The sequence below is a fragment of the Streptomyces auratus genome (assembly GCF_050433025.1).
GTDB lineage: Bacteria > Actinomycetota > Actinomycetes > Streptomycetales > Streptomycetaceae > Streptomyces > Streptomyces sioyaensis.
This window is the reverse complement of sequence record NZ_JBNGCB010000001.1, coordinates 1,029,488-1,049,625: the sequence shown is the minus strand read 5'-3', so window position 1 is coordinate 1,049,625 and position 20,138 is coordinate 1,029,488. Positions and strand designations below refer to the sequence as shown.

General features: G+C 73.8%; 16 protein-coding genes. 10 read left to right on the top strand and 6 right to left on the bottom strand.

Annotation, left to right across the window (positions count from 1 at the left end; translation table 11 throughout):
* Positions 1-45 precede the first annotated feature (45 nt).
* The 3 genes from BKA18_RS04315 to BKA18_RS04305 are packed head-to-tail and all read right to left on the bottom strand — an operon-like array spanning position 46 to position 2,302.
* Positions 46-909, bottom strand: coding sequence for a 5-oxoprolinase subunit C family protein (locus BKA18_RS04315; RefSeq protein ID WP_006607176.1), 864 nt, complete (start codon positions 907-909; stop codon positions 46-48).
* On the bottom strand, positions 909-1,529 hold the full coding sequence (gene pxpB, locus BKA18_RS04310; RefSeq protein ID WP_006607175.1) for a 5-oxoprolinase subunit PxpB: 621 nt from the start codon (positions 1,527-1,529) through the stop codon (positions 909-911). Before pxpB ends, BKA18_RS04315 begins: the two co-directional genes overlap by 1 nt.
* Entirely contained in the window at positions 1,526-2,302 is a 777-nt protein-coding gene (locus tag BKA18_RS04305; protein ID WP_366048475.1) for a LamB/YcsF family protein, read from the bottom strand. Before BKA18_RS04305 ends, pxpB begins: the two co-directional genes overlap by 4 nt.
* 299 nt (positions 2,303-2,601) lie before the next feature.
* Here BKA18_RS04305 and BKA18_RS04300 point away from each other — a divergent pair, with 299 nt between their 5' ends.
* The 7 genes from BKA18_RS04300 (at position 2,602) to BKA18_RS04270 (ending at position 13,426) form a co-directional block, all read left to right on the top strand.
* On the top strand, positions 2,602-3,345 hold the full coding sequence (locus tag BKA18_RS04300; protein WP_366048474.1) for a GntR family transcriptional regulator: 744 nt from the start codon (positions 2,602-2,604) through the stop codon (positions 3,343-3,345).
* A 161-nt stretch (positions 3,346-3,506) separates the two neighbouring features.
* Positions 3,507-4,217 carry a DUF969 domain-containing protein gene (locus BKA18_RS04295; protein ID WP_366048473.1) on the top strand — a complete coding sequence of 237 codons (711 nt, stop codon included), beginning with the start codon at positions 3,507-3,509 and terminating at the stop codon, positions 4,215-4,217.
* Positions 4,214-5,182 (top strand): DUF979 domain-containing protein, encoded by a 969-nt coding sequence (locus BKA18_RS04290; RefSeq protein WP_366048472.1) that lies wholly within the window; start codon positions 4,214-4,216, stop codon positions 5,180-5,182. Before BKA18_RS04295 ends, BKA18_RS04290 begins: the two co-directional genes overlap by 4 nt.
* A gap of 91 nt (positions 5,183-5,273) precedes the next feature.
* Positions 5,274-5,918 (top strand): pyroglutamyl-peptidase I, encoded by a 645-nt coding sequence (pcp, locus tag BKA18_RS04285; protein ID WP_366048471.1) that lies wholly within the window; start codon positions 5,274-5,276, stop codon positions 5,916-5,918.
* 145 nt (positions 5,919-6,063) lie between these two features.
* Positions 6,064-7,587 (top strand): hypothetical protein, encoded by a 1,524-nt coding sequence (locus BKA18_RS04280; protein WP_366048470.1) that lies wholly within the window; start codon positions 6,064-6,066, stop codon positions 7,585-7,587.
* A gap of 141 nt (positions 7,588-7,728) precedes the next feature.
* Positions 7,729-8,664 (top strand): hypothetical protein, encoded by a 936-nt coding sequence (locus tag BKA18_RS04275; protein ID WP_173909914.1) that lies wholly within the window; start codon positions 7,729-7,731, stop codon positions 8,662-8,664.
* A 67-nt stretch (positions 8,665-8,731) separates the two neighbouring features.
* Positions 8,732-13,426: a coiled-coil domain-containing protein gene (locus BKA18_RS04270; RefSeq protein WP_366048469.1), complete on the top strand. Its 4,695-nt coding sequence runs from the start codon at positions 8,732-8,734 to the stop codon at positions 13,424-13,426.
* Positions 13,427-13,453: 27 nt separating this feature from the next.
* Here BKA18_RS04270 and BKA18_RS04265 read toward each other — a convergent pair whose 3' ends face one another.
* Together BKA18_RS04265 and BKA18_RS04260 are read right to left on the bottom strand one after the other, a co-directional pair.
* Positions 13,454-14,539 carry an S-(hydroxymethyl)mycothiol dehydrogenase gene (locus tag BKA18_RS04265; RefSeq protein WP_366048468.1) on the bottom strand — a complete coding sequence of 362 codons (1,086 nt, stop codon included), beginning with the start codon at positions 14,537-14,539 and terminating at the stop codon, positions 13,454-13,456.
* Positions 14,540-14,768: 229 nt separating this feature from the next.
* Entirely contained in the window at positions 14,769-15,575 is an 807-nt protein-coding gene (locus BKA18_RS04260; protein WP_006607163.1) for an IclR family transcriptional regulator, read from the bottom strand.
* Positions 15,576-15,736: 161 nt separating this feature from the next.
* On the opposite strand from BKA18_RS04260, the gene BKA18_RS04255 reads away from it, so the two are divergent.
* Positions 15,737-16,069 (top strand): bifunctional 3-phenylpropionate/cinnamic acid dioxygenase ferredoxin subunit, encoded by a 333-nt coding sequence (locus BKA18_RS04255; RefSeq protein WP_366048467.1) that lies wholly within the window; start codon positions 15,737-15,739, stop codon positions 16,067-16,069.
* Positions 16,070-16,094: 25 nt separating this feature from the next.
* Here BKA18_RS04255 and BKA18_RS04250 read toward each other — a convergent pair whose 3' ends face one another.
* On the bottom strand, positions 16,095-16,478 hold the full coding sequence (locus tag BKA18_RS04250; RefSeq protein ID WP_093481952.1) for a hypothetical protein: 384 nt from the start codon (positions 16,476-16,478) through the stop codon (positions 16,095-16,097).
* A 371-nt stretch (positions 16,479-16,849) separates the two neighbouring features.
* Between BKA18_RS04250 and BKA18_RS04245 the strand changes: the two genes are divergently transcribed.
* Together BKA18_RS04245 and BKA18_RS04240 are read left to right on the top strand one after the other, a co-directional pair.
* Positions 16,850-19,669 (top strand): nitrate- and nitrite sensing domain-containing protein, encoded by a 2,820-nt coding sequence (locus tag BKA18_RS04245; protein WP_366048466.1) that lies wholly within the window; start codon positions 16,850-16,852, stop codon positions 19,667-19,669.
* Positions 19,666-20,106, top strand: a complete 441-nt coding sequence (locus tag BKA18_RS04240) for a roadblock/LC7 domain-containing protein (protein ID WP_366048465.1) — start codon at positions 19,666-19,668, stop codon at positions 20,104-20,106. Before BKA18_RS04245 ends, BKA18_RS04240 begins: the two co-directional genes overlap by 4 nt.
* The last annotated feature ends 32 nt before the right edge of the window (positions 20,107-20,138 follow it).

Here is a 20,138-nt window from a genome sequence, read left to right as displayed (position 1 = left end):
GCCTGCGGTGCCAGCCGTCGCAGGCTCACGGAGATCGGAGACCCCCTAGCGCATCCGGAGGAACCGGACCGGTGTCCCGGGTGCCGCCTGTGCCGCGGGGGCCAGGAAGCGTTCGGGGACCACGCCGATGACCGGGTAGCCGCCGGTGGTCGGGTGATCGTGGAGGAAGAGGACCGGCAGGCCGTTCGGCGGGACCTGGAGGGCGCCCAGCGCCATGCCCTCGCTGGGGAGTTCACCGGCCCGGGCGCGCTCCAGGGGCGGGCCCTCGGTGTGCAGCCCGATGCGGTTCCCGGCCGGGGAAACCCGGAAACGGCCGGTGACCAGGGTGCGCCGACCGGCGTCGGTGAACCAGTCGTCGCGCGGGCCGGGCAGGAACGGCAGCAGCAGCTCGGCCACCGGGCCCGGGTGCGGGACGGCGTCCGCGGTGGCCGGCGGGCCGTGCGGATCGCCCAGGGGGAGCACCGCGCCCTCGGTGAGCGGGTCGGGACCCAGACCGGAGAGCAGATCGGCGGCGCGGCTGCCGAGGACCGGCTCGGTGGCGATGCCGCCGGCGAAGGCGAGGTAGGAGCGCAGCCCGTGGGTGGCCGGGCCCGCGTCCAGCACGGCGCCCGCCGGGACGCGTACCGGGGCACCCCAGGGGGCGGGGCGGCCGTCGACGGTCACCGGGCAGGGGGCGCCGGTGACGGCCACGGTGGTGGCCGTACGGACCCGCAGCGCACAGCCGGTGAGCGTGGTCTCCAGGGTGGCGGCGGACTCGGGGTTGCCGGCCAGGCGGTTGGCGAGGCGGTGTGCGGGGGCGTCCAGGGCGCCGGCGCGCGGCACCCCGAGGTGGGCATGGCCGGGCCTGCCGAGGTCCTGGACGGTGGTGAGCGCTCCGGCCCGGACGACCGAGAAGGCGCGATCGGTCATCAGGCGGTCTCCTGCGGGACGAAGCGGACGCGGGTGCCGGGGACGAGCAGCGCCGCCGGCTCCCGGCGCGGGTCCCACAGGACGGTGTCGGTGGTGCCGATCAGCTGCCAGCCGCCGGGGGAGGAGCGGGGATAGACCCCGGTGTACGGGCCGGCGAGGGCGACCGAGCCGACCGGGACCTTGGTGCGGGGGGTGTCCCGGCGCGGCACGTGCAGCGGCTCGGGCAGCCCGGTCAGATAGCCGAAGCCGGGGGCGAAGCCGCAGAAGGCGACATGGAACTCCGTGGCGGAGTGCAGCCGTACGACCTCCTCGGGGGTGACGTCCCACAGGGCGGCGACATCGGCGAGGTCGGGGCCGTCGTAGCGGACCGGGATCCGCACGGTCGGGCGGTCGCCCGCGGTGAGCGGCGGAATGTCCCAGGCGGCCAGTTCGGCGAGCAGCCCGCGGGGGTCGGCGAGGCCGTCGAGGAAGACCGTACGGGCGGCCGGCACGATCTCGCGCAGCGGCGGCAGCGCACCGTCGGCGGCCCGCCGCAGCAGTTCGGCGTGCAGGGCCTCGACCTCCTCCGCGCTGTCCAGCTCGATCAGCAGCCCGTGTTCCCCGACGGGCAGCGGTTTCATACGAAGCTCCGGATGTGGACGCCGGACGCGGTGAGTTCGGACCGGACCCGCCGGGCGAGGTCGGCGGCGCCGGGGGTGTCGCCGTGCAGGCACAGGGAGCGGGCCGTCAGGGCGACGCGGGTGCCGTCGCGGGAGGTGACGGCGTGGTCGCGGGCCATGCCGAGGGCGCGCTTGACGACCTCGTCCGGGTCGTGGATCACCGCGTCCGGCTCGCGGCGGGGCACGAGGGTGCCCTCGGGGGTGTAGGCACGGTCGGCGAACGCCTCGCCGACGACTGGGAGTTGGGCCGCGCGGGCGGCCTCGTGCAGCCGGGAGCCGGGCAGTCCGAGGACCGGCAGGGCGCCGCCCGCGGCGCGGATACCGGCGATGACGGCGTGGGCCTGCTCCTCGTCGTGGACACAGCGGTTGTAGAGCGCGCCGTGCGGCTTGACGTAGCCGACGCGGGCGCCGGCGGCGCGGGCGAAGACCTCCAGCGCGCCGATCTGGTAGGTGATCTCGTCGGCGAGTTCGTCCGGCGGGACGTCCATCGCGCGGCGGCCGAAGCCGGCCAGATCGCGGTAGGAGACCTGGGCGCCGATCACGACGCCGTGCCCGGCGGCCAGGTCGCACACCCGGCGCATCGTGGACGGATCGCCGGCGTGGAAGCCGCAGGCGACATTGGCGCTGGTGACGACGGCGAGCAGGGCCTCGTCATCGGTGAGCTGCCAGCGGCCGAAGCCTTCCCCGAGGTCGGCGTTGAGATCGATGACGCAAGGAGCCGCTGGGTCGCTCATGTCTGTCCGTTCCGGGGTGCTCGGTGCCGGTGGGATGCGGGCGCGGGCGGCCCGTGGGCGGGTGGGGGCGCGCGGTTCGTCCCGGCCGGCCCGGTATCCGCAGTGGTGCTCCCCCGAGGGCACGCGAGTCGACCGTCGTCGGGGACAACGTAGGGGATCGTTGAACGATCCGACAAGGGGTGGGCTGCATCCGGCGGCGGATGCGTTGTTTCGTCCTCCTGTCTGGGATTGACTTCCGCTCATACGACGCCGGGGTGCCGCGCAGGCCGCCCCGGTACGGCACGAGAGCGGGGAGCGGCATGACCGGCGGCGCGGCGAAGAACGATCAGGGGCGGCTCACCGAGGTCGCCGGCTTGGAGCAGGACCGCGCCCAGCTGGGGCGCTCCAGTACGGCCGAGCGGGTCGCCGACATCCTGCGCGACCGGATCACCGAGGGCTACTTCCCGCCCGGCGCCCGGCTCTCGGAGGAGAGCATCGGTGGTGCGCTGGGCGTCTCGCGCAACACCCTGCGGGAGGCCTTCCGGCTGCTGACCCATGAGCGGCTGCTGGTGCACGAGCTCAACCGCGGGGTGTTCGTACGGGTGGTGACGGTCGAGGACCTGGACGACATCTACCGGGTGCGCACCCTCGTGGAGTGCGCGGCGGTACGGAGCCTGGGGGAGGGGCCCTACGGCGCCGCGGCGACCGAGGCCATCGCGGCGATCGAGGCCGCCGTACAGGCCGGTGAGGCCGCCTCCGAGGCCCGGGAGTGGCAGGACCTTTCCACGGCAAATATCCGCTTTCATCAGGGAATCGTGGCCCTGGCCGGCAGCCCGCGCACGGATGAGCTGATGCGGGGGGTGCTGGCCGAGCTCCGGCTCGTCTTCCACGTCATGGCGGACCCCCGGCGCTTCTACGCGCCCTACCTGACCCGCAACCGCCAGATCGTCGAAGTCCTGCAGTCGGGCGACGCCCCCGAGGCCGAACGGCTGCTGCGCGCCTATCTGGAGGACGCGCGCCGCCAGCTGTCGGGCGCCTACGCCGAGCGCATCGCGGAGGGATGAGGCCCGCGGTGTGCGCCGCCGCGCGGGGTGTCCCGGAGATCCGCCGGACATCCGTTCCCGCAGACCCCTTGTCGGATCGTTGAACAATCGCCTAGCCTCCGCTGCAATCTTCTCCCTCTCCTCACGGACTCCTCGAGTCCCCGTACGCGGAAGGCGGACCCATGATCGTGCTCCTCGGCGTGCTCCTGGTCGTGATCGGCTTCGCCACGAAACGCAACCCCCTCCTGGTCGTGGGGGTGGCCGGCATTGCCACCGGCCTTCTTGGCGGACTGTCACCGGGCAAGGTCCTCGCCGCGTTCGGTACGGGCTTCGCCGGCAGCCGGGCCGTGACCATCTTCGCGATCGCCCTCCCGGTCATCGGCCTCCTGGAGCGCTACGGCCTCCAGGAACAGGCCCGCAACCTCATCGCCCGCTTCGCCCGGCTCACCACCGGCCGCTTCCTCGCGCTCTACCTGGGCCTGCGGCAGATCGGTGCCGCGGTCGGGCTCACCAACGTCTTCGGCCACGCCCAGACCGTCCGTCCGCTGGCCGTCCCGATGGCCGAGGGCGCGGCGGAGCGCAGGTTCGGTGAACTCCCGGACCGGACACGGGAGAAGGTCAGGTCCTTCTCCGCCAGTGCGGACAACGTCGGCCTGTTCTTCGGGGAGGACGTCTTCCTCGCCGTCGGCTCGATCCTGCTGATCACCGGCTTCGTCAACACCACCTACGGCACCCACCTCGAACCGCTGCAGCTCGCGCTGTGGGCGATCCCCACCGCGGTGTGCGCCTTCGTGGTCCACGGCTGGCGGCTGCTGCGCCTGGACCGCCACCTGGAACGCGAACTGCTCACCGCCAACGTCCCGGACCATGCCGTAGTGGAGGCCGCCAAGTGATCAAGGCAGAGTGGTTCTACTGGCTGGTGGGCCTCAGCTTCCTGGTGATGGCGGCCCGGATGGTCACCGACCGCAGCAACCCCAAGCGCCTGGGCACCGGCGCCTTCTGGGGCCTGATCGGCGCCGGCTTCATCTACAGCAGCTGGGTCCTCACCAAGCAGGCGCCGGCCGAGCCGCTGGGCGTCGCCGTTCTCCTGATGGCCGCGCTGGCCGGCTTCGGCTTCACCGGGCGCGGCATCCCGCGCACCACCACCCCCGAGGAGCGCACCGCCAGCGCCGCCCGCCTCGGCAACAAGCTGTTCGTGCCCGCGCTCACCATCCCCGTGGTGGCCATGGCCTGCGCCATCGGCGTCAAGCACCTCTCCTTCGGGGGGCAGCCGGTCCTCCAGGAGGGCAGCGAGACCATTCTGGGCCTGGGCATCGGAGCCGTCGTGGCCCTCGCCGTCGGCATGATCATGCTCCGTGAGAAGCGGATCTCCGTGCCCGTGGAGTCCGGCCGCTCGATGCTGGAGACCATGGGCTGGGCCATGCTGCTGCCGCAGATGCTGGCCACGCTGGGCGCCATCTTCCAGGTCTCCGGCGTCGGCGACCAGGTCGGCAAGCTCACCACCTCCGTGCTGCCCAAGGACTCGCTCTACATCGCGGTCGTCGTCTACTGCGTGGGCATGTTCGCCTTCACCCTCATCATGGGCAACGCCTTCGCCGCCTTCCCCGTGATGACCGCGGCCGTCGGCTGGCCCGTGCTGATCGGCCACTTCGACGGCAACCCCGCCGCCGTCCTGGCCATCGGCATGCTCGCCGGATTCTGCGGCACGCTCGTGACGCCGATGGCCGCCAACTTCAACATCGTGCCGGCGGCCCTGCTGGAACTGAAGGACCAGTACGGACCCATCAAGGCGCAGCTGCCCACCGCGGGTGTGCTGCTCGGCTGCAACATCGTGCTCATGGCGCTGTTCGCCTTCTGAGCCGGCGCGCCGCCGCCGCACCCTCCCGCACGGTGGCCCCGGCCACCGTGCCCCGCCTCCGCCCCCGGACGACCGCACCGAGGATGACCGAATGACCCGGGTACTGCTGACCGGATTTGCACCGTTCGAGGGCGAATCCACCAACCCCTCCTGGCAGGCGGTTCGGGCCGCCGCGGCCGATCCGCCGGCCGGCCTCGCGGTGTCCGCCGTCGAGCTGCCGTGCGTCTACGGAGCCTCGATCGCGGTGCTGCGCGCCGCGATCGAGGAGACCCGGCCCGACATAGTGGTGTGTGCCGGACAGGCGGGCGGCCGTCCGGACATCACGGTCGAACGCCTCGCCATCAACCTCGACGACGCCCGTATCCCCGACGCCGCCGGCGCCGAGCCCATCGACGAGCCGATCGTGCCCGGCGGCCCCGCCGCGTACTTCTCCACCCTGCCGGTCAAGGCCTGCGTGGCCGCGGTCCGTGCCGCCGGGCTGCCCGCCTCCGTCTCGCACACCGCCGGCACCTTCGTCTGCAACCACGTCTTCTACGGCCTCGCCCATCTCATCGCCACCGAACTGCCGGGCCTGCGCGGCGGTTTCGTGCACGTCCCCTACGCACCGGAACAGGTCGTCGACCGCGCCCAGCCGTCGCTCCCGGTCACCGCCGTCACCCGGGCCCTGTGCGAGATCGCCGTCACCGCCGCACACACCCGCACCGATATCCGCGCGGCCGGAGGCACCACCCACTGACCTGGCAGCCGGCCGCGCCGAGCCGCGTCGTAAACTGGTGCGTCGGCCGGCGGGCGGCCCGTCAACGGATCCACCAGCGGTTCCACCCATGCACGGATCCGCGCCGTTTCGTCCGTTGTCAGTGCGAGCGCCTACTCTGTGCGACGTGACTTTTCCCGCCCCGGGGGCCGCTGCGCCCCAGCTCAACGGCCCTCAGCGGCCCGCGCCGGGCCCGGCCGCCGACGAAGGCCTGGCCCGCCGGCTGCGCGCCCTCGCGTGCACCGCGCCGCTGCACGACCTCGACGTGCGCAAGGCCAACCTCGCGGGCGAATACGGCGGCTACGCCATGGCGGAGGTGGCGCTCGCCGTCATCGATCTGGTCACCCTCAACATGGACTTCGACACCGGCGCCGACCACGAGGAAATAGTGGCGAAGGTGCTCCCGAGGGTCGCCGCCCAGGCCCCCCGCCGCCCCGTGGGTGAGCACGAGCGGGTGGCCCGCTGGGTGCTGGAGAATCTGATCAACGTCGGCAGCGTGGACCGCGGCTTCCGCGCCGTCTACGGCACCTTCACCACCGACGGCGCATACGTCCGCCGCGACTACGACTTCAAGCTCATCGAGGAGGTCCCCGGCAGCGGCGGCAGCGTCTATCTGCGGGCCACCGACGAAGCGGTCAACGTCCTGGTCGGCGCGCTCGACACGGACGTCACCAGCGCCCAGATCGCCGCCGAGGTCAAGCTGGAGGTGCTGATCAACCGCGGCCGGCTGGCCGACGCCCAGCTCGCCGCCGAACAGGCCCGCTACCGCACCGTGCAGTACGCCGAGACCCTGCGCCGGACCCTGGACGCCACCCGCCGCAACGTCCGCGCCGTGGACTGGCTGGAAACCGTCCCCGACATGATCAACGAAGCGCTGGACCACGTCGCGGACCGCTACCGCCACGAGAACGCCATCCTCACCAACATCCGCAAGGCCCGCGACGAGACCGAGGAGCCCGAGCACAAGCGCCGCGCCGCCGAGCTCGTCGACATCGTCAAGGACTGCATCCGCCGCCACACCCAGCTCCAGTCCCGGCTGCTGGAGGCCGGCCCGCTCTTCCGCGCCGAGCAGGACCGGCAGGCCTTCGCCACCCCCGTCGCCCGCTCCGGACTCGATCTGTACGGCCAGCTCGTCGCCCCCCTGCTGCCGCTCCCCGCCGAGCAGGCCATCCGGGTCACCGACGCCTTCTTCAGCCACGGCACGGGCCTGCGCACGCCCTCCGCCGTCCGCGTCGGCGACCTCGTCGAGGTGCTGCTCACCCCGCCCGTGGAGCGCGAGCACCTCGGCGCCGAGATGCCCGAGCCCGACCTGGTGACGACCCCCGACGACAGCCGCTTCAGCGAGGCCCAGCTCGACGCGGCGATGGCGCTGCTCACGCTGCCCGCCGACGCCCCGCGACGGCTCTCCGGCCTGCTCGCCGAGGCCCGCCGCGGCGATCCCGAACTCCCCTACCTCGTCGCCCTGCTGGCGGTGCACGCCGCCAGTCCGCCGGTCGGTACGGCCTACCGCCAGGGCGAGCAGCAGCTGCTCTTCGCCGTCGACGACGGCACGGAGCTGATAGACCCCGAATTCGGCGGCGCCGACCTCATCGTCGGCACGGCTCTGCTGGACGCCGCCGGCATGGCCGCGGACCGTTCGGAGGTGGCCTGATGGCCCGCGACCGGGGCGACCGGCCGACCGGCGGCACCACCCGCCCGGCCCGGCCCGGCCGGACCGGAGCGCGCCGGGCCGCCGCCCGGCGTCGCGCCGGCCAGAGATGTCCCAGACCGTCCCCCGCAAGGAGCTTGTTCCGTGACCCCGTACGACGACGCGCCGCAGCCGGACCCGGTGTCCGGGGCCGGTGAGCCGGGCTGGGGCGCGCCCACCGCCGACGCCGGTCCGGCCGCCGCGGCGGGGCCCGCGCCCGTCACCCCCGCCGATGCCGCGGACGCCGCCCGGCTGGTCTCCTTCGGCCTCCAGCCCAAGCTGCTGCCCGCTCGCGACGCCGAATACGGCGAACTCCTGCGCCGCTACCGCGACGAGCCCGCCTTCGCCCGGCTCGCCGACGCCGTCGCCACCGGTCTCGGCCTGGTCGTCCTGGAGGTCTCCACCCGCGCCGGGATGGCCGTCACCGCCGCCGAGGACTCCGTCTTCGCCGTACGCATGGGGGAGTACGCCCGCCGTGCCTCGGCCGACTCCGCCGACCGCTTCCTGCACGGCCTGGCCCATCTCGCCGTCGCCGCGCTGGCCTTCCCGCGCCCCGAGGACCTCGCCGACGACGGCTATATCGGCCGGATCACGGTCAACGGCGTGGACGCCTTCGTCCGGCAGGCCTGCCGCCGGCTGGAGGAGCGGGCCGAGCAGGAGGGCGAGAACACCGACCCGGCCACCGATGCCCCCGGCCTGGAATCCGCCTGGCGCATCTACGCCCGGCGCAGCGCGACCGGTGCCACCAAGGACGCCAGACGGCTGGCCGGTTCGACCACCGGGATCATCGCCAAGGCCGTCACCTTCCTCGTCGACTCCGGCTTCCTCCAGCGCACCGGCGACGATGCCGGCGGCGCCTACCGCACCACCGCCCGCTACCAGCTCCAGGTCCGCGACATGGCCGGCAGCGCCGCCATGGCCGAACTCCTGGAGTTGGGCATCGTCCCCGTCGCCGACGGCAGCGCCGCACTGCTGCCGGGCGAGGACACCGACGACCTCGACCTGGTCTCGGACGCCGGCCTGCCCTTCCACTCGGGCTGAGGGGAGCGGCGCCCCTGCCCGACCTCCCCGCCCCCAACCCCTCCCCACACGACAACGAGAGTCCGCCATGTACGAGCTGTCCCGGGTCCGCCTCTACTCCATCGGGCCCGCCGGTGCGCGCTATGCCGACACCGTGCTGGACCTGCGCGGAGTCGGCGCCCCCGTACCCCACCCGGCCCCGGCGCAGGCGGACTTCTTCGAGGACGAACCGGTCGGCCCGCCGCGCCGCCCGGCCCCCGCGGGCGTCCTGTTCCTGGAGAACGGCGGCGGCAAGTCCGTCCTGCTCAAGCTGATCTTCTCGGTGATGCTGCCCGGCCACCGCAACACCCTCGGCGGTGCCAGCTCCGGCGTGCTGCGCAAGTTCCTGCTCGCCGACGACTGCGGCCATGTCGCCCTGGAATGGCAGCACGTCCTCACCGGCGAGAGCGTGGTCGTCGGCAAGGTCAGCGAATGGCGCGGCCGACAGGTCTCCAACGACCCCCGGAAGTTCGCCGAGGCCTGGTACAGCTTCCGGCCCGGCCCCGGAATGAGCCTGGACTCGCTCCCCGTCGCCGAGGCCACCGTCATCCGCCCCCGGCAGGGGGACGGTGAGGGCAGCTCCGGCGCCCAGGGCCGCCGCCGCACGATGAAGGGCTTCCGCGACGTCCTCACCGAGGCCCAGAAGAACTACCCCAACCTCGACGTCGTCTGGGAAGAGATCCACGAGCGCTGGAACGAACACCTCGGCGAGCTCGGCCTGGACCCGGAACTCTTCCGCTACCAGCGGGAGATGAACGCCGACGAGGGCGAGGCGGCCGGCCTGTTCGCGGTCAAGAACGACTCGGACTTCACCGATCTGCTGCTGCGCGCCGTCACGGACACCCGTGACACCGACGGCCTCGCCGACCTGGTGCACGGCTTCGCCCACAAGCTCGGCCGGCGCGCCGAGCTCACCGCCGAGCGGGACTTCACCGCCGGGTCGCTCGATCTGCTGTCGCGCATCGCGGACGCCGCCGAGCAGCGGGAACGCGCCCGCGAGGTGCATGCCGGCGCCGAGCGCCGCACCCGCGCCCTGGCCCAGCGGCTGCACGCCCGCGGCACCGAGGAGCGCGGGCGCGCCGCCGAACTGGCCGAGCAGGTCGCCACCGCGGCGCATCGCGTCACCGACGCCGAGCGGATCCGCGAGCGCCGCTCCCTGGTCTCCGCCGAACTCGCCTACCGGCACGCCTCGCTGGCGCTGGCCGCCGCGGAGAAGGGCGCCGCCGCCCAGCGCCGCGAGCTCAACGACGCCCGTACGCTGCACAGCGCCTGGCAGGCCGCCGAGACCGCGCTGCGGCACCGCGCCGCCGCCGACCGCTCCGCGCGGGTCGCCGCCGCCATCCGCGAGGCCGAGCGGGACGCCGCCCCGGCACTCGCCGCCCGCGCCACCGCCGCCGCCGACCTCGTGCGCGCCCTGCATGCGGCGGCGGAGGCCGGGGAGAGCATCGCCAACGAGGAGGAGGAACGCTCCGCCGCCCTCCAGGAGGCCGGCGAGTCCGCACACCGCGACGCCACCTCGGCCGCCACCCACGCCCAGCGCGCCCGCAGCGAGGCCGATCACCTCAAGCAGCGGCTGGCCGAGGTCGCCGAGGAGACCGCCGAGGCCGTCCGGGCCGGCTGGCTGGACGACAGTGCCCCCGACGCCGACCCGGCCCGCGCCGCGCTCGCCGCCTCGGACGCCGAGAAGACCGCCGTCGAGGCCTGGGACGCGGCCCGGGAGACGGCTCGGCAGGCCACCGACCGCGCCCGCGAGGCGACCTCCCGGCACTCCGCCGCCGAGCTCGCCGCGGCCCGCGCCGAGGACGCCGCCGAGGCCGCCGGGCGGGCGTACGACGCCGAGCGCCGGGCGGCCGAGTCGATCGGCGCCGAGCAGCGGCTCGCCGACCTCCTCGGACTCCCGCAGTCCGAGGCGAAGTCCGTCGGCGTGCCCGCGCCCCGCACGGCCGCACCCGGTACGTCCGGGGCGGACCAGAGTGTCCCGCGCCGTCCCGTCGCCGGCCCGCTGACCGCCGAGGAGCTGGACCGTAACGCCGACGGGCTGCACGAACTCCTGGAGGAGGGCGTCGCGGCCGCCGAACGGCAGCTGTTCGACCTGCGGACGGCCGCCGCCGACGATGCCCGCATCCTGGGCGCGCTGGGTGACGGCGGCCTGCTGCCGCCGGGGCCCGATGTGCTGGCGGCGGTGGAGTATCTCGGCGAGCACGGCGTGCCCGCGCTGCCCGGCTGGCGCTATCTCGCCCAGTCCGTCGACCCCGCCGACCACACCCGGGTGCTCGCCGCCCGCCCCGAGCTCGTCGACGGCGTGATCATCACGGACCCGGAGACCCATGCCCGGGCCCGCGAGGTGCTCGCCCAGGCCGCCCTGCTCCCGCGTTCGGCCGTCGCGGTCGGTACCGCGGCCGCGCTGCTCGCGCCCACACCCGCCTCTGACGAGCGGGAATCCGGCGTCTTCCTCGTACCGCCGAACCCGGCGATGCACGACGAGTCCGCCGCGGACGAGGAGCGGCAGGCGCTGCGGGCGCGCGCCATAGAGCGCGACGAGGAGATCCGGGCGCTGGCCGCCCGGCTCGCCGGGGACCGGGCACTGGCCGCCCGGCTCGGCTCGTGGCGTACGGGCTGCCCGGCCGGCCGCCTGGCCGAACTCGCCGCCGCGGCGGACGGGACGCGGGCGGCCGCCGAGGAGGCCGCCGCCGAGCTGACCGAGGCCCGTGCGGCCCGGGACGCAACCGACGAGGCCGCAGCCGAGGCCACCCGGGTGCGCGACGAGCGGCAGGAGACCGCCCAGCGTGCCCGCCGCGCCGCCGATCTGCTGGCCGGGCTCGCCCACCGGCTGCGCGAGCGTGCTTCCTGGCAGTCCCGGATGCGGGAACTCGCCGACGAGGCAGCCGAGTTCGAGGCCCGCGCCGAGGAGTGCGTGGACCGCGCGCGGGCCGCCGACGAGGACCGCAGGGCCGCCCAGCGCGCCGCCGACGACGCCCGCCGCACCGCCCGCGCGCTGCGTGCCGAGCGCGCCGAGATCGCCGGCGTCCCGGACGACCTGGGGGAGGCCCCCGAAGGGGCGAGCGCCTCGCTGCCGGCGCTGCGCGAGGCCTACCGCGCCGCCTCCCAGCTCTACGAGAAGGTCGGCGTCGGCGCCGATCTGCGCGCCGAACAGGCCCGCGCCGAGGGTGACGAGAGCGCTGCCCTGGCCGAGCTCAACCGCCTGACCAACAAGGTCCGCACCCGTGCGGAAGCCCTCCTGGAGAGCCCGGACGCCGCCGACGGCCCGTCCCGGCAGGCCGCCGCGTCCCGCGCCGAATCCCTGGTGCACATGCTGGAGACGCGCGCCTCGGCCGCCAGTGAGCAGCTCGGCCGGCTGCGCGGCGAGGCCGAACGCCTCGCCCCCACCGACGGCGAGGCGCACACCGAGCTGCCGGACGAGCTGGTGCCCGCCGACGCGGAGCGCGCCAAGGAGCTGCTGCGCACCGCCGCCGGTGAACTCGCCACCGCCACCGAGGCGTTGGAGGGCGCCCGGGTGCAGCACGAGGAGCTGCTGCGCGCCCACCGCGGAGCCGAGGACGCGGCCGGCGGCTTCGACGAGACCGCCGCCCTGCTGCGCGATCTGCTGCGCGACAACAACGACGCCGAGGACGCGGCGGACGAGCCGATCGAGCCGTACGCCGGCGCGCTGCCGCAGGCCCGGCAGGCCGCCGCCGAATCCCGCCGCTCCCTGCGCGGCTGCGCCGCCGACCTGTCCACCGCCGAGTCCGCGGTGCGCGAGGCGAGCGACATCCTCGTCCGGCACGCCAACTCCACCCGGTACGAACAGGTCCGGACCCCGGCCCGCCAGCAGATCCGCGAGCTGCCCGCCTCGGCCCTCCCGGACCACGCCGTCAAGTGGGCGGACGCCTTCGCCCCCCGGCTGCGGGTGCTGACCGACGAGCTGGAGCAGTTGGAGCGCAATCGCGACTCCATCGTCGACCGGCTCCGCGGGCTGGTCGAGTCGTCGCTGACGACGCTGCGCTCCGCCCAGCGGCTGTCCCGGCTGCCGGAGGGGCTGGGCGAGTGGTCCGGGCAGGAGTTCCTGCGGATCCGCTTCGAGGACCCCGACCAGGCCACGCTCACCGAGCGGCTGGGCGACGTCATCGACGAGGCGACCCGCGCGGCCGTGAAGAAGAACAGCGATCTGCGGCGGGACGGGATGTCCCTGCTGCTGCGCGGGGTCAGCGCGGCGCTCCAGCCCCGCGGGGTGGCCGTGGAGATCCTCAAGCCGGACGCGGTGCTGCGCGCCGAGCGGGTACCGGTCGGGCAGATGGGCGATGTGTTCTCCGGCGGCCAGCTGCTGACCGCCGCCATCGCGCTGTACTGCACGATGGCGGCGCTGCGCAGCAACGACCGGGGCCGCGACAAGCAGCGGCACGCCGGCACGCTGTTCCTGGACAACCCCATCGGCCGCGCCAACGCGACCTATCTGCTGGAGCTGCAGCGCGCGGTCGCCGATGCGCTCGGCGTCCAGCTGCTCTACACCACCGGCCTCTTCGACACCACCGCGCTCGCGGAGTTCCCGCTGGTCATCCGGCTGCGCAACGATGCCGACCTGCGGGCCGGCCTGAAGTACATCAGCGTCGAGGAGCACCTGCGGCCGGGCCTGCCGCAGCCGGACCCGTCCGGCGAGGCGGTGCACGGCCAGATCACGGCGACACGGATGTACCGCCGTCCGGAAGAGTCCGCGCCCGAGGAGCCGGCGGACGAGACCGCCGGGTGAGCCGAGGCGCGGGGGCCCTGCGGACGGTCAGACCACGACGACCGACCGCAGGACCTCCCCGCGCTGCATCTTCGCGAAGGCCGTTTCGAGGTCGTCGAGCGCGATGGTTTCGCTGATGAACCGCTCCAGATCGAGCTTGCCGCTCAGGAACAGATCGATCAGTACGGGGAAGTCGCGGCTGGGCAGACAGTCGCCGTACCAGGACGACTTCAGGGCGCCGCCGTGCGAGAAGAGATCGAGGAGCGGCAGGTCGATGCGCATGTCCGGGGCGGGCACCCCGACCTGGACCAGCGTGCCCGCCAGATCGCGCATGTAGAACGCCTGCCGGTAGGTCTCCGGGCGGCCGACCGCGTCGATCACCACGTCGGCGCCGTGCCCGCCGGTGAGCGCACGGACCGCCTCGACCGGGTCCGTGCCGCGGGAGTTGACGGTGTCGGTGGCCCCGAACCGCTCGGCGGCGTCCAGCTTTCCGTCGTCGAGATCGACGGCGATGACGCGTCGTGCGCCGGCCCGGGAGGCGCCCGCGATGGCGGCGTTGCCGACCCCGCCGCAGCCGATGACCGCGACGGTGTCCCCGCTGCCCACCCCGCCGGTGTGCACGGCGGCGCCGTAGCCGGCCATCACCCCGCAGCCGATCAGGCCCGCCGCCTCCGGGCGTGCCGACGGATCGACCTTCACCGCCTGCCCGGCGGCCACCAGGGTCTTCTCGGCGAAGGCGCCGATGCCCAGGGCCGCGGTCAGCTCCGTACCGTCCATCAGGGTCATGGCCCGGTCGGCGTTGCGCGAGGCGAAGCAGTACCAGGGGCGGGCGCGGCGGCAGGAGCGGCACTGTCCGCAGGGCGCCCGCCAGGCGAGCACCACATAGTCGCCGGGCGCCAGGTCCGTGACGCCGGGGCCGACCTCCTCGATCACCCCGGCCGCCTCATGGCCGAGCAGATAGGGGAAGTCGTCGCCGATCGCGCCGTCGCGATAGTGCAGATCGGTGTGGCACACCCCGCAGGCCTGGACCGCCACGAGCACTTCGCCCGGGCCGGGATTGGGTACGAGGATCGGCAGCACCTCGACGGGGGCGCCCTTCTTGAGGGCGACGACGGCGCGGGCTTCGTGCGGCATGTCTCACTCCTAAAACAGCGCCTGCGGTGGCGGCAGGGGCGGGTAGCACGCGTGAGGTGGCACGGATGCCTGTGAGGGGTTGGAGTGGTGCGCGGTGAGCGGTGGGGACAGCGGCGGCGGGCGGCCCACCCCTGTCTCCGTGTTGCCTATAGCGCGATTGGTTGCGCTATAGGAGACATGCTGGAAGTCCGCAAGGGATCCGTCAAGGGGGGATTTTCCGCAAGCCGCCTCAACCCGCGTACCCCATGCGGCGGGAGAGTTCGGCGGCCGCCTTCGCGGACCGCTCCGCCAGCTCGGGCAGCAGCTCCCGCTCCATGCGGTACGCCGGCCCCGAGAGGCCGATCGCCCCGATCACCGCACCGTCGTGTGCCCACACCGGTGCCGCCACCGCGTTGAGCCCGATCTCCAACTCCTCGCTGGTGCAGGCGAATCCGTCCGCGAGCGCGGCGGTCAGCTGCTCGCGCAGGCCGGCCGCCGTGGTCAGGGTGTGCTCGGTGAACCGCGGCAGCTTGCGGGTCACCAGGGCCTCCCGGCGCTGCGCCGGCAGATGCGCCAGCAGCACCTTGCCGCTGGCGGTGGCGTGCAGCGGGGTGCGGCGGCCCAGCCAGTTGTACGCGGTGACCGCCGCGGAGCCCCTGGCCTGCATGATGTTGACCGCCGCATCGCCGTCCAGCACCGCGATGTTGGCGGTCTCCCCGGTGTCCTCGGCGAGCGCCCGGCAGACCGGCTGGCCCTCCTGCGAGATGTCCAGCCGGATGGCCGCGGCGCCGGCCAGCCGCAGCACCCCGGCGCCCAGGTAGTACTTGCCGCGCTCCTTCTCCTGCTCCACCAGACCGCGGTTCTCCAGCACCCCGAGGATCCGGAACGCGGTCGATTTGTGGACGCCCAGCTCCTCCGAGATCTCGGTCACCCCGGCCTCGCCCAGCTTGGCCAGGATCTCCAGCACGCTCACCGCGCGGTCCACGGACTGGACGGATCCCGCCCCGGCGCGCCGTTCCTCGGACCGGTCGTCTGCCGCATCGTTCGTGTTCGACATGGGTCTTTGTGTCACCACCCGGTGGCCCCTGCGGGGCACGTCTGAAGGCATCTGCCGGGAAGCCCTTGACGGCTCGCTCCCCGGCTTGGATTCTGTTGCGCATCGCGCTCTGCGATGCGTTATTCAGAACACATGATACCGATCAGCGAGAGGGGGGCCAGATGATTCCCGTCTGCCGTATCGAGGACCTGCCCGAGGGTGAGTCCGTACGGATCGAGATCGACGACACGACACCGGCCATCGCGGTCTTCCACGCCGAGGGCGGTTTCTACGCCGTCGACGACACCTGCAGCCACCAGGACGCCTCGCTCTCCGAGGGCTGGGTCGAGGGTTGCTTCGTGGAATGCCCGCTGCATGCGGCCCTGTTCGACCTGCGGACCGGAGCCGCGGCCTGTCTGCCCGCCCGCCGGCCGGTGCGCACCCACGACGTCAGCGTCCTGGACGGCATGATTCATGTACGGCCCGCCGTACGGGAAGAGGCCGTCGTCGCGTAGATCCCGGGCCCGCCGCCCGGCCGTTTCACGCCGCCGTGCGCGGGGCCCGCGACGGGCCCTCCCGTGACTCCCGGCGCTGCTGCCGCCGCGCGCGGCGCCGCTCACGGCGCAGTTCCCGGGCCGTCGAGCTCGGCTGCGACTGCACGCCGTTGCGCTGCACCCACACCTGCCGGGTGACCCAGACGTCCAGCACCGCCCAGGTGGCGACCACGGTGCTGGCGACCGTGCTGAGCACCGCGGGGAACGCGAACCAGGAGCCCGCCAGGGTGCACAGGAACGCCACCATGGCCTGAATCAGGGTGAGGGCCACGATGATGACGGCACGCACCGCGGCGGTGCGCACCGGATCCGCCATCCGGTGCCGGGTCGCCGGCTCCTCCTGCCACAACGGCCGTCTGCCGGTGTCCATGAACGCGTCACCCTCCCCGCGCGTGCCCCGTGTCCGACTCCTTGGGGACTGCCCGCATTTCGCCCGGTACATGCCCCTGGTGTCGTACCCCGTACCCCTCCATGGTCACGCACCGGAGCCGCACAGGGTTACCCGGGGTAGAGAAAAACCGGCCAACCGTCCGGCAGGTCGTCGGACACCGAGGTGCGGACCAGGTCGCCGCACGCGGGGCGGGTTGTCCGGGAATCGGGGGACAACTCATGACGATCCCGCGCGGCCCGGCTCCCCGGGGTCACGAGAGGCCTTCGGCTAGGTCACCCGAGAGTAGTAGGCTCGCGCCGTTTGTTGACGGAACACCACCCCCGTGCGCCGGGGTTGACGTAGGGGAGGCCATGCGCTTTCGCGGAAAGTCGGTCCGCCGGAAGATCGTGGCGTTGCTGCTCGTACCACTGTTGTCCCTGACGTCCTTGTGGGCGTTCACGACCTACCTCACCGGTCGTGAGGCCAACCAGCTGCTGGACGTCGGCAACGTCGTACAGCATCTCGGCTATCCGGTGGAGAACGTCATCCTGACCCTCCAGGACGAGCGCCGGCAGAGTCTGCTGTACCTCGCCGACCGGCGCGACGCCGACGCACTGGACGCACTCCGCCGGCGGACCCGGGCCACCGACGAGGCCGTCACCGCGCTGCGGGCCGACACCGACACCCGAGACGCCCGCGAGGACCTCTCCGGCGAGGCCGGCGACCGGATGCACGGCATCCTCAAGGGCCTGTCCTCGCTCGGCTCGCTGCGCACCCAGGTCCAGGACAACACCGTCACCCGCGACGAGGCCCTGGAGAGCTACAACTCCCTTGTCGATCCCGGCTATGACTTCCTTTCCGCACTCCACGCGCTGGAGAATGTGGAGATGGACAAACAGGCCCGGGCACTGGTCGCCCTCGCCCGTGCCCGGGAGACCCTCTCCCGTGAGGACGCCCTGATGTCCGCGGTGCTGGCCTCCGGCAGCATGAGCGCGCGCGATCTGCGGTCGGTGTCCGACCGGGTCGCCGAGCGCCGGCTCCTCTACCGCACCGGCCTGCCCGTCCTGCCCGCCCGGGACCGCGGCGGCTACCAGGACTACTGGCACTCGGCGAAGGCGCGCGAGCTGACCTCGTACGAGGACCGGGTGATCGCCGCCGGCGCGAAGGACGGACCGCACGCGGTCAACGCCGAGCGGTGGAACGCCGCGGCGCAGCGGGTGCTCGGCGACCTCCACCGGATGGACAAGGACGCCGCCGACCGCTACCAGGACCGGGTGGCCCCGGTCGCCACGCACATCCTGCTCAAGGCGGCCATCGCGGGCGTCCTCGGCTTCGTCGCGCTGCTGGTCTCGGTCGTCGTCTCCTTCCGCGTCGGCCGCCGCCACGTCCGGGACCTGGTCCGGCTGCGCAAGACCGCCCACGAGGTGTCCGGCGTGCGGCTGCCGAGCGTGATGCGCCGGCTGGCGGCCGGCGAGCAGGTCGATGTGGAGACCGAGGCGCCCCGGCTCGAATTCGGTCCGGACGAGACCGGCCAGGTCGGCCAGGCGCTGCACACCCTTCAGCGGGCCGCGATCGAGGCCGCCGTCAAGCAGGCCGAGATGCGCCGCGGCGTCTCCGAGGTCTTCGTCAACCTCGCCCGCCGCAGCCAGGTTCTGCTGCACCGCCAGCTGACCCTGCTGGACGCCATGGAACGGCGCACCGAGGACACCGACGAACTCGCCGACCTCTTCCGGATCGACCATCTGACCACCCGTATGCGGCGGCACGCGGAGGGTCTGGTCATCCTCTCCGGCGCGGCCCCCTCCCGGCAGTGGCGCAAACCGATCCAGCTGATGGACGTGGTGCGCGCGGCGGTCGCCGAGGTGGAGGACTACGAGCGGATCGAGGTGCGCCGGCTGCCCCGGCTCGCGGTGGACGGTCCCGCGGTGTCCGACCTCACGCACCTGATAGCCGAACTCCTGGAGAACGCCACGGTCTTCTCCCCGCCGCACACCGCCGTGCAGGTGCTGGGCGAGCGGGTCGCCAACGGCTTCACCCTGGAGATCCACGACCGCGGCCTGGGCATGGCCCCCGATCTGCTGCTGGAGGCCAACCTCCGGCTCGCCGAGACCCCCGAGTTCGAGCTGTCCGACACCGACCGGCTCGGGCTGTTCGTGGTCAGCCGGCTCGCCCGGCGGCAGGACGTACGGGTCTCCCTGCAGCCCTCGCCGTACGGCGGCACCACCGCCGTCGTCTTCCTCCCCGGGACGCTGCTCACCGAGGGCGGCCGGGCCGACGACGAGGGCGCCTCCGACGGTCTGTCCGGCGGCCCCGTCGGCAATGAACTGGAGCATGCGGCGGGCAAGCTGGCCGCGCTCTCCCAGGCGCCGGGCCCGCTGCCCGTACGGCAGCGGCGCGAGCCGGCCGTCATCGACGGACCGGTCGAACTGGAGGCGCCACTCGACCGGGACGAGCCGGCTCCCGCCGATGACGCGGACGGCCCCTTCAGGAAGCGGGAGCGCGGCCGCGACCGCAAGGGACCGTCCTCCGCACCGCGCAGCATCGCCCCGGTGCCGCCCGTGCCCGACGGCGAGCAGCACCAGCAGACCCAGGACCAGGCGCCCGGTGGCGGGCTGGCGCCCCTGCCGCGCCGCCACCGCCCGCCGGTGCTGGTCTCCGACCACGGCAGAACGGTCGACGACCGTGACGCGGCGGGCAAGCGGGGCGCCGAGCGCGCCCGCTCCGGGGAAGGTGACGCGAGCGGCTCCGAGTCCGGCCCACCGTCGTCCACCGCGCCGCAGGACCCGCCGCCCCCGGCCGGCCCGCGGCCCGTCGCGGACCACGACCCGTCCGGGCCGACCACGGCCCAGGGCCTGCCCCGCCGGGTACGGCAGGCCAGCCTCGCGCCGCAGCTGAAGAAGGACCCGGCGGCGGAGGCGGAGCAGGCACCGGCGCAGCATCCGGCCGCGGACGACCGCGACGCCGAGGCGGTCCGCGCCCGGATGGCCTCGCTCCAGCGCGGCTGGCAGCGCGGCCGCCGCGACAACGGAGAGAACCCGCGCGAAAGCGCACCAGCACCGGGCGAGGACCCGGCCACCACCGGCCCGGAGGACACCACAGTCTCCGGCGACCGTGCCGCCGCCAGGCACGACGGCGACGCCACGGGCACCACCGCACCACCAGGAACCACATCGGGAGGGGACGGTCCATGACCGCACCGAAGGCAGCAGCTTCCACCGCACCGGTCTCGGCGAAGGGATCCGGTGAGCTGAACTGGCTCCTGGACGAACTGGTCGAGCGGGTCGGCTCCATCCGCAAGGCACTCGTGCTGTCCAGCGACGGGCTGGCCACCGGGGCGTCGAAGGACCTGACCCGCGAGGACGGTGAGCATCTGGCCGCCGTCGCCTCCGGCTTCCACAGCCTGGCCAAGGGCGTCGGCCGGCACTTCGACGCCGGCCACGTCCGGCAGACCATGGTCGAGCTCGACGAGGCGTTCCTGTTCGTCAGCGCGGCCGGCGACGGCAGCTGCCTGGCCGTGCTGGCCGACGCGGACTCCGATGTCGGGCTGATCGCCTACGAGATGACGCTGCTGGTCAAGCGCGTGGGCACGCACCTGGGCACCGCGCCCCGGTCCGGCCCGGCCAGCTGAGCGCGACGATGGTGACGCCATGAGCGAGCGCA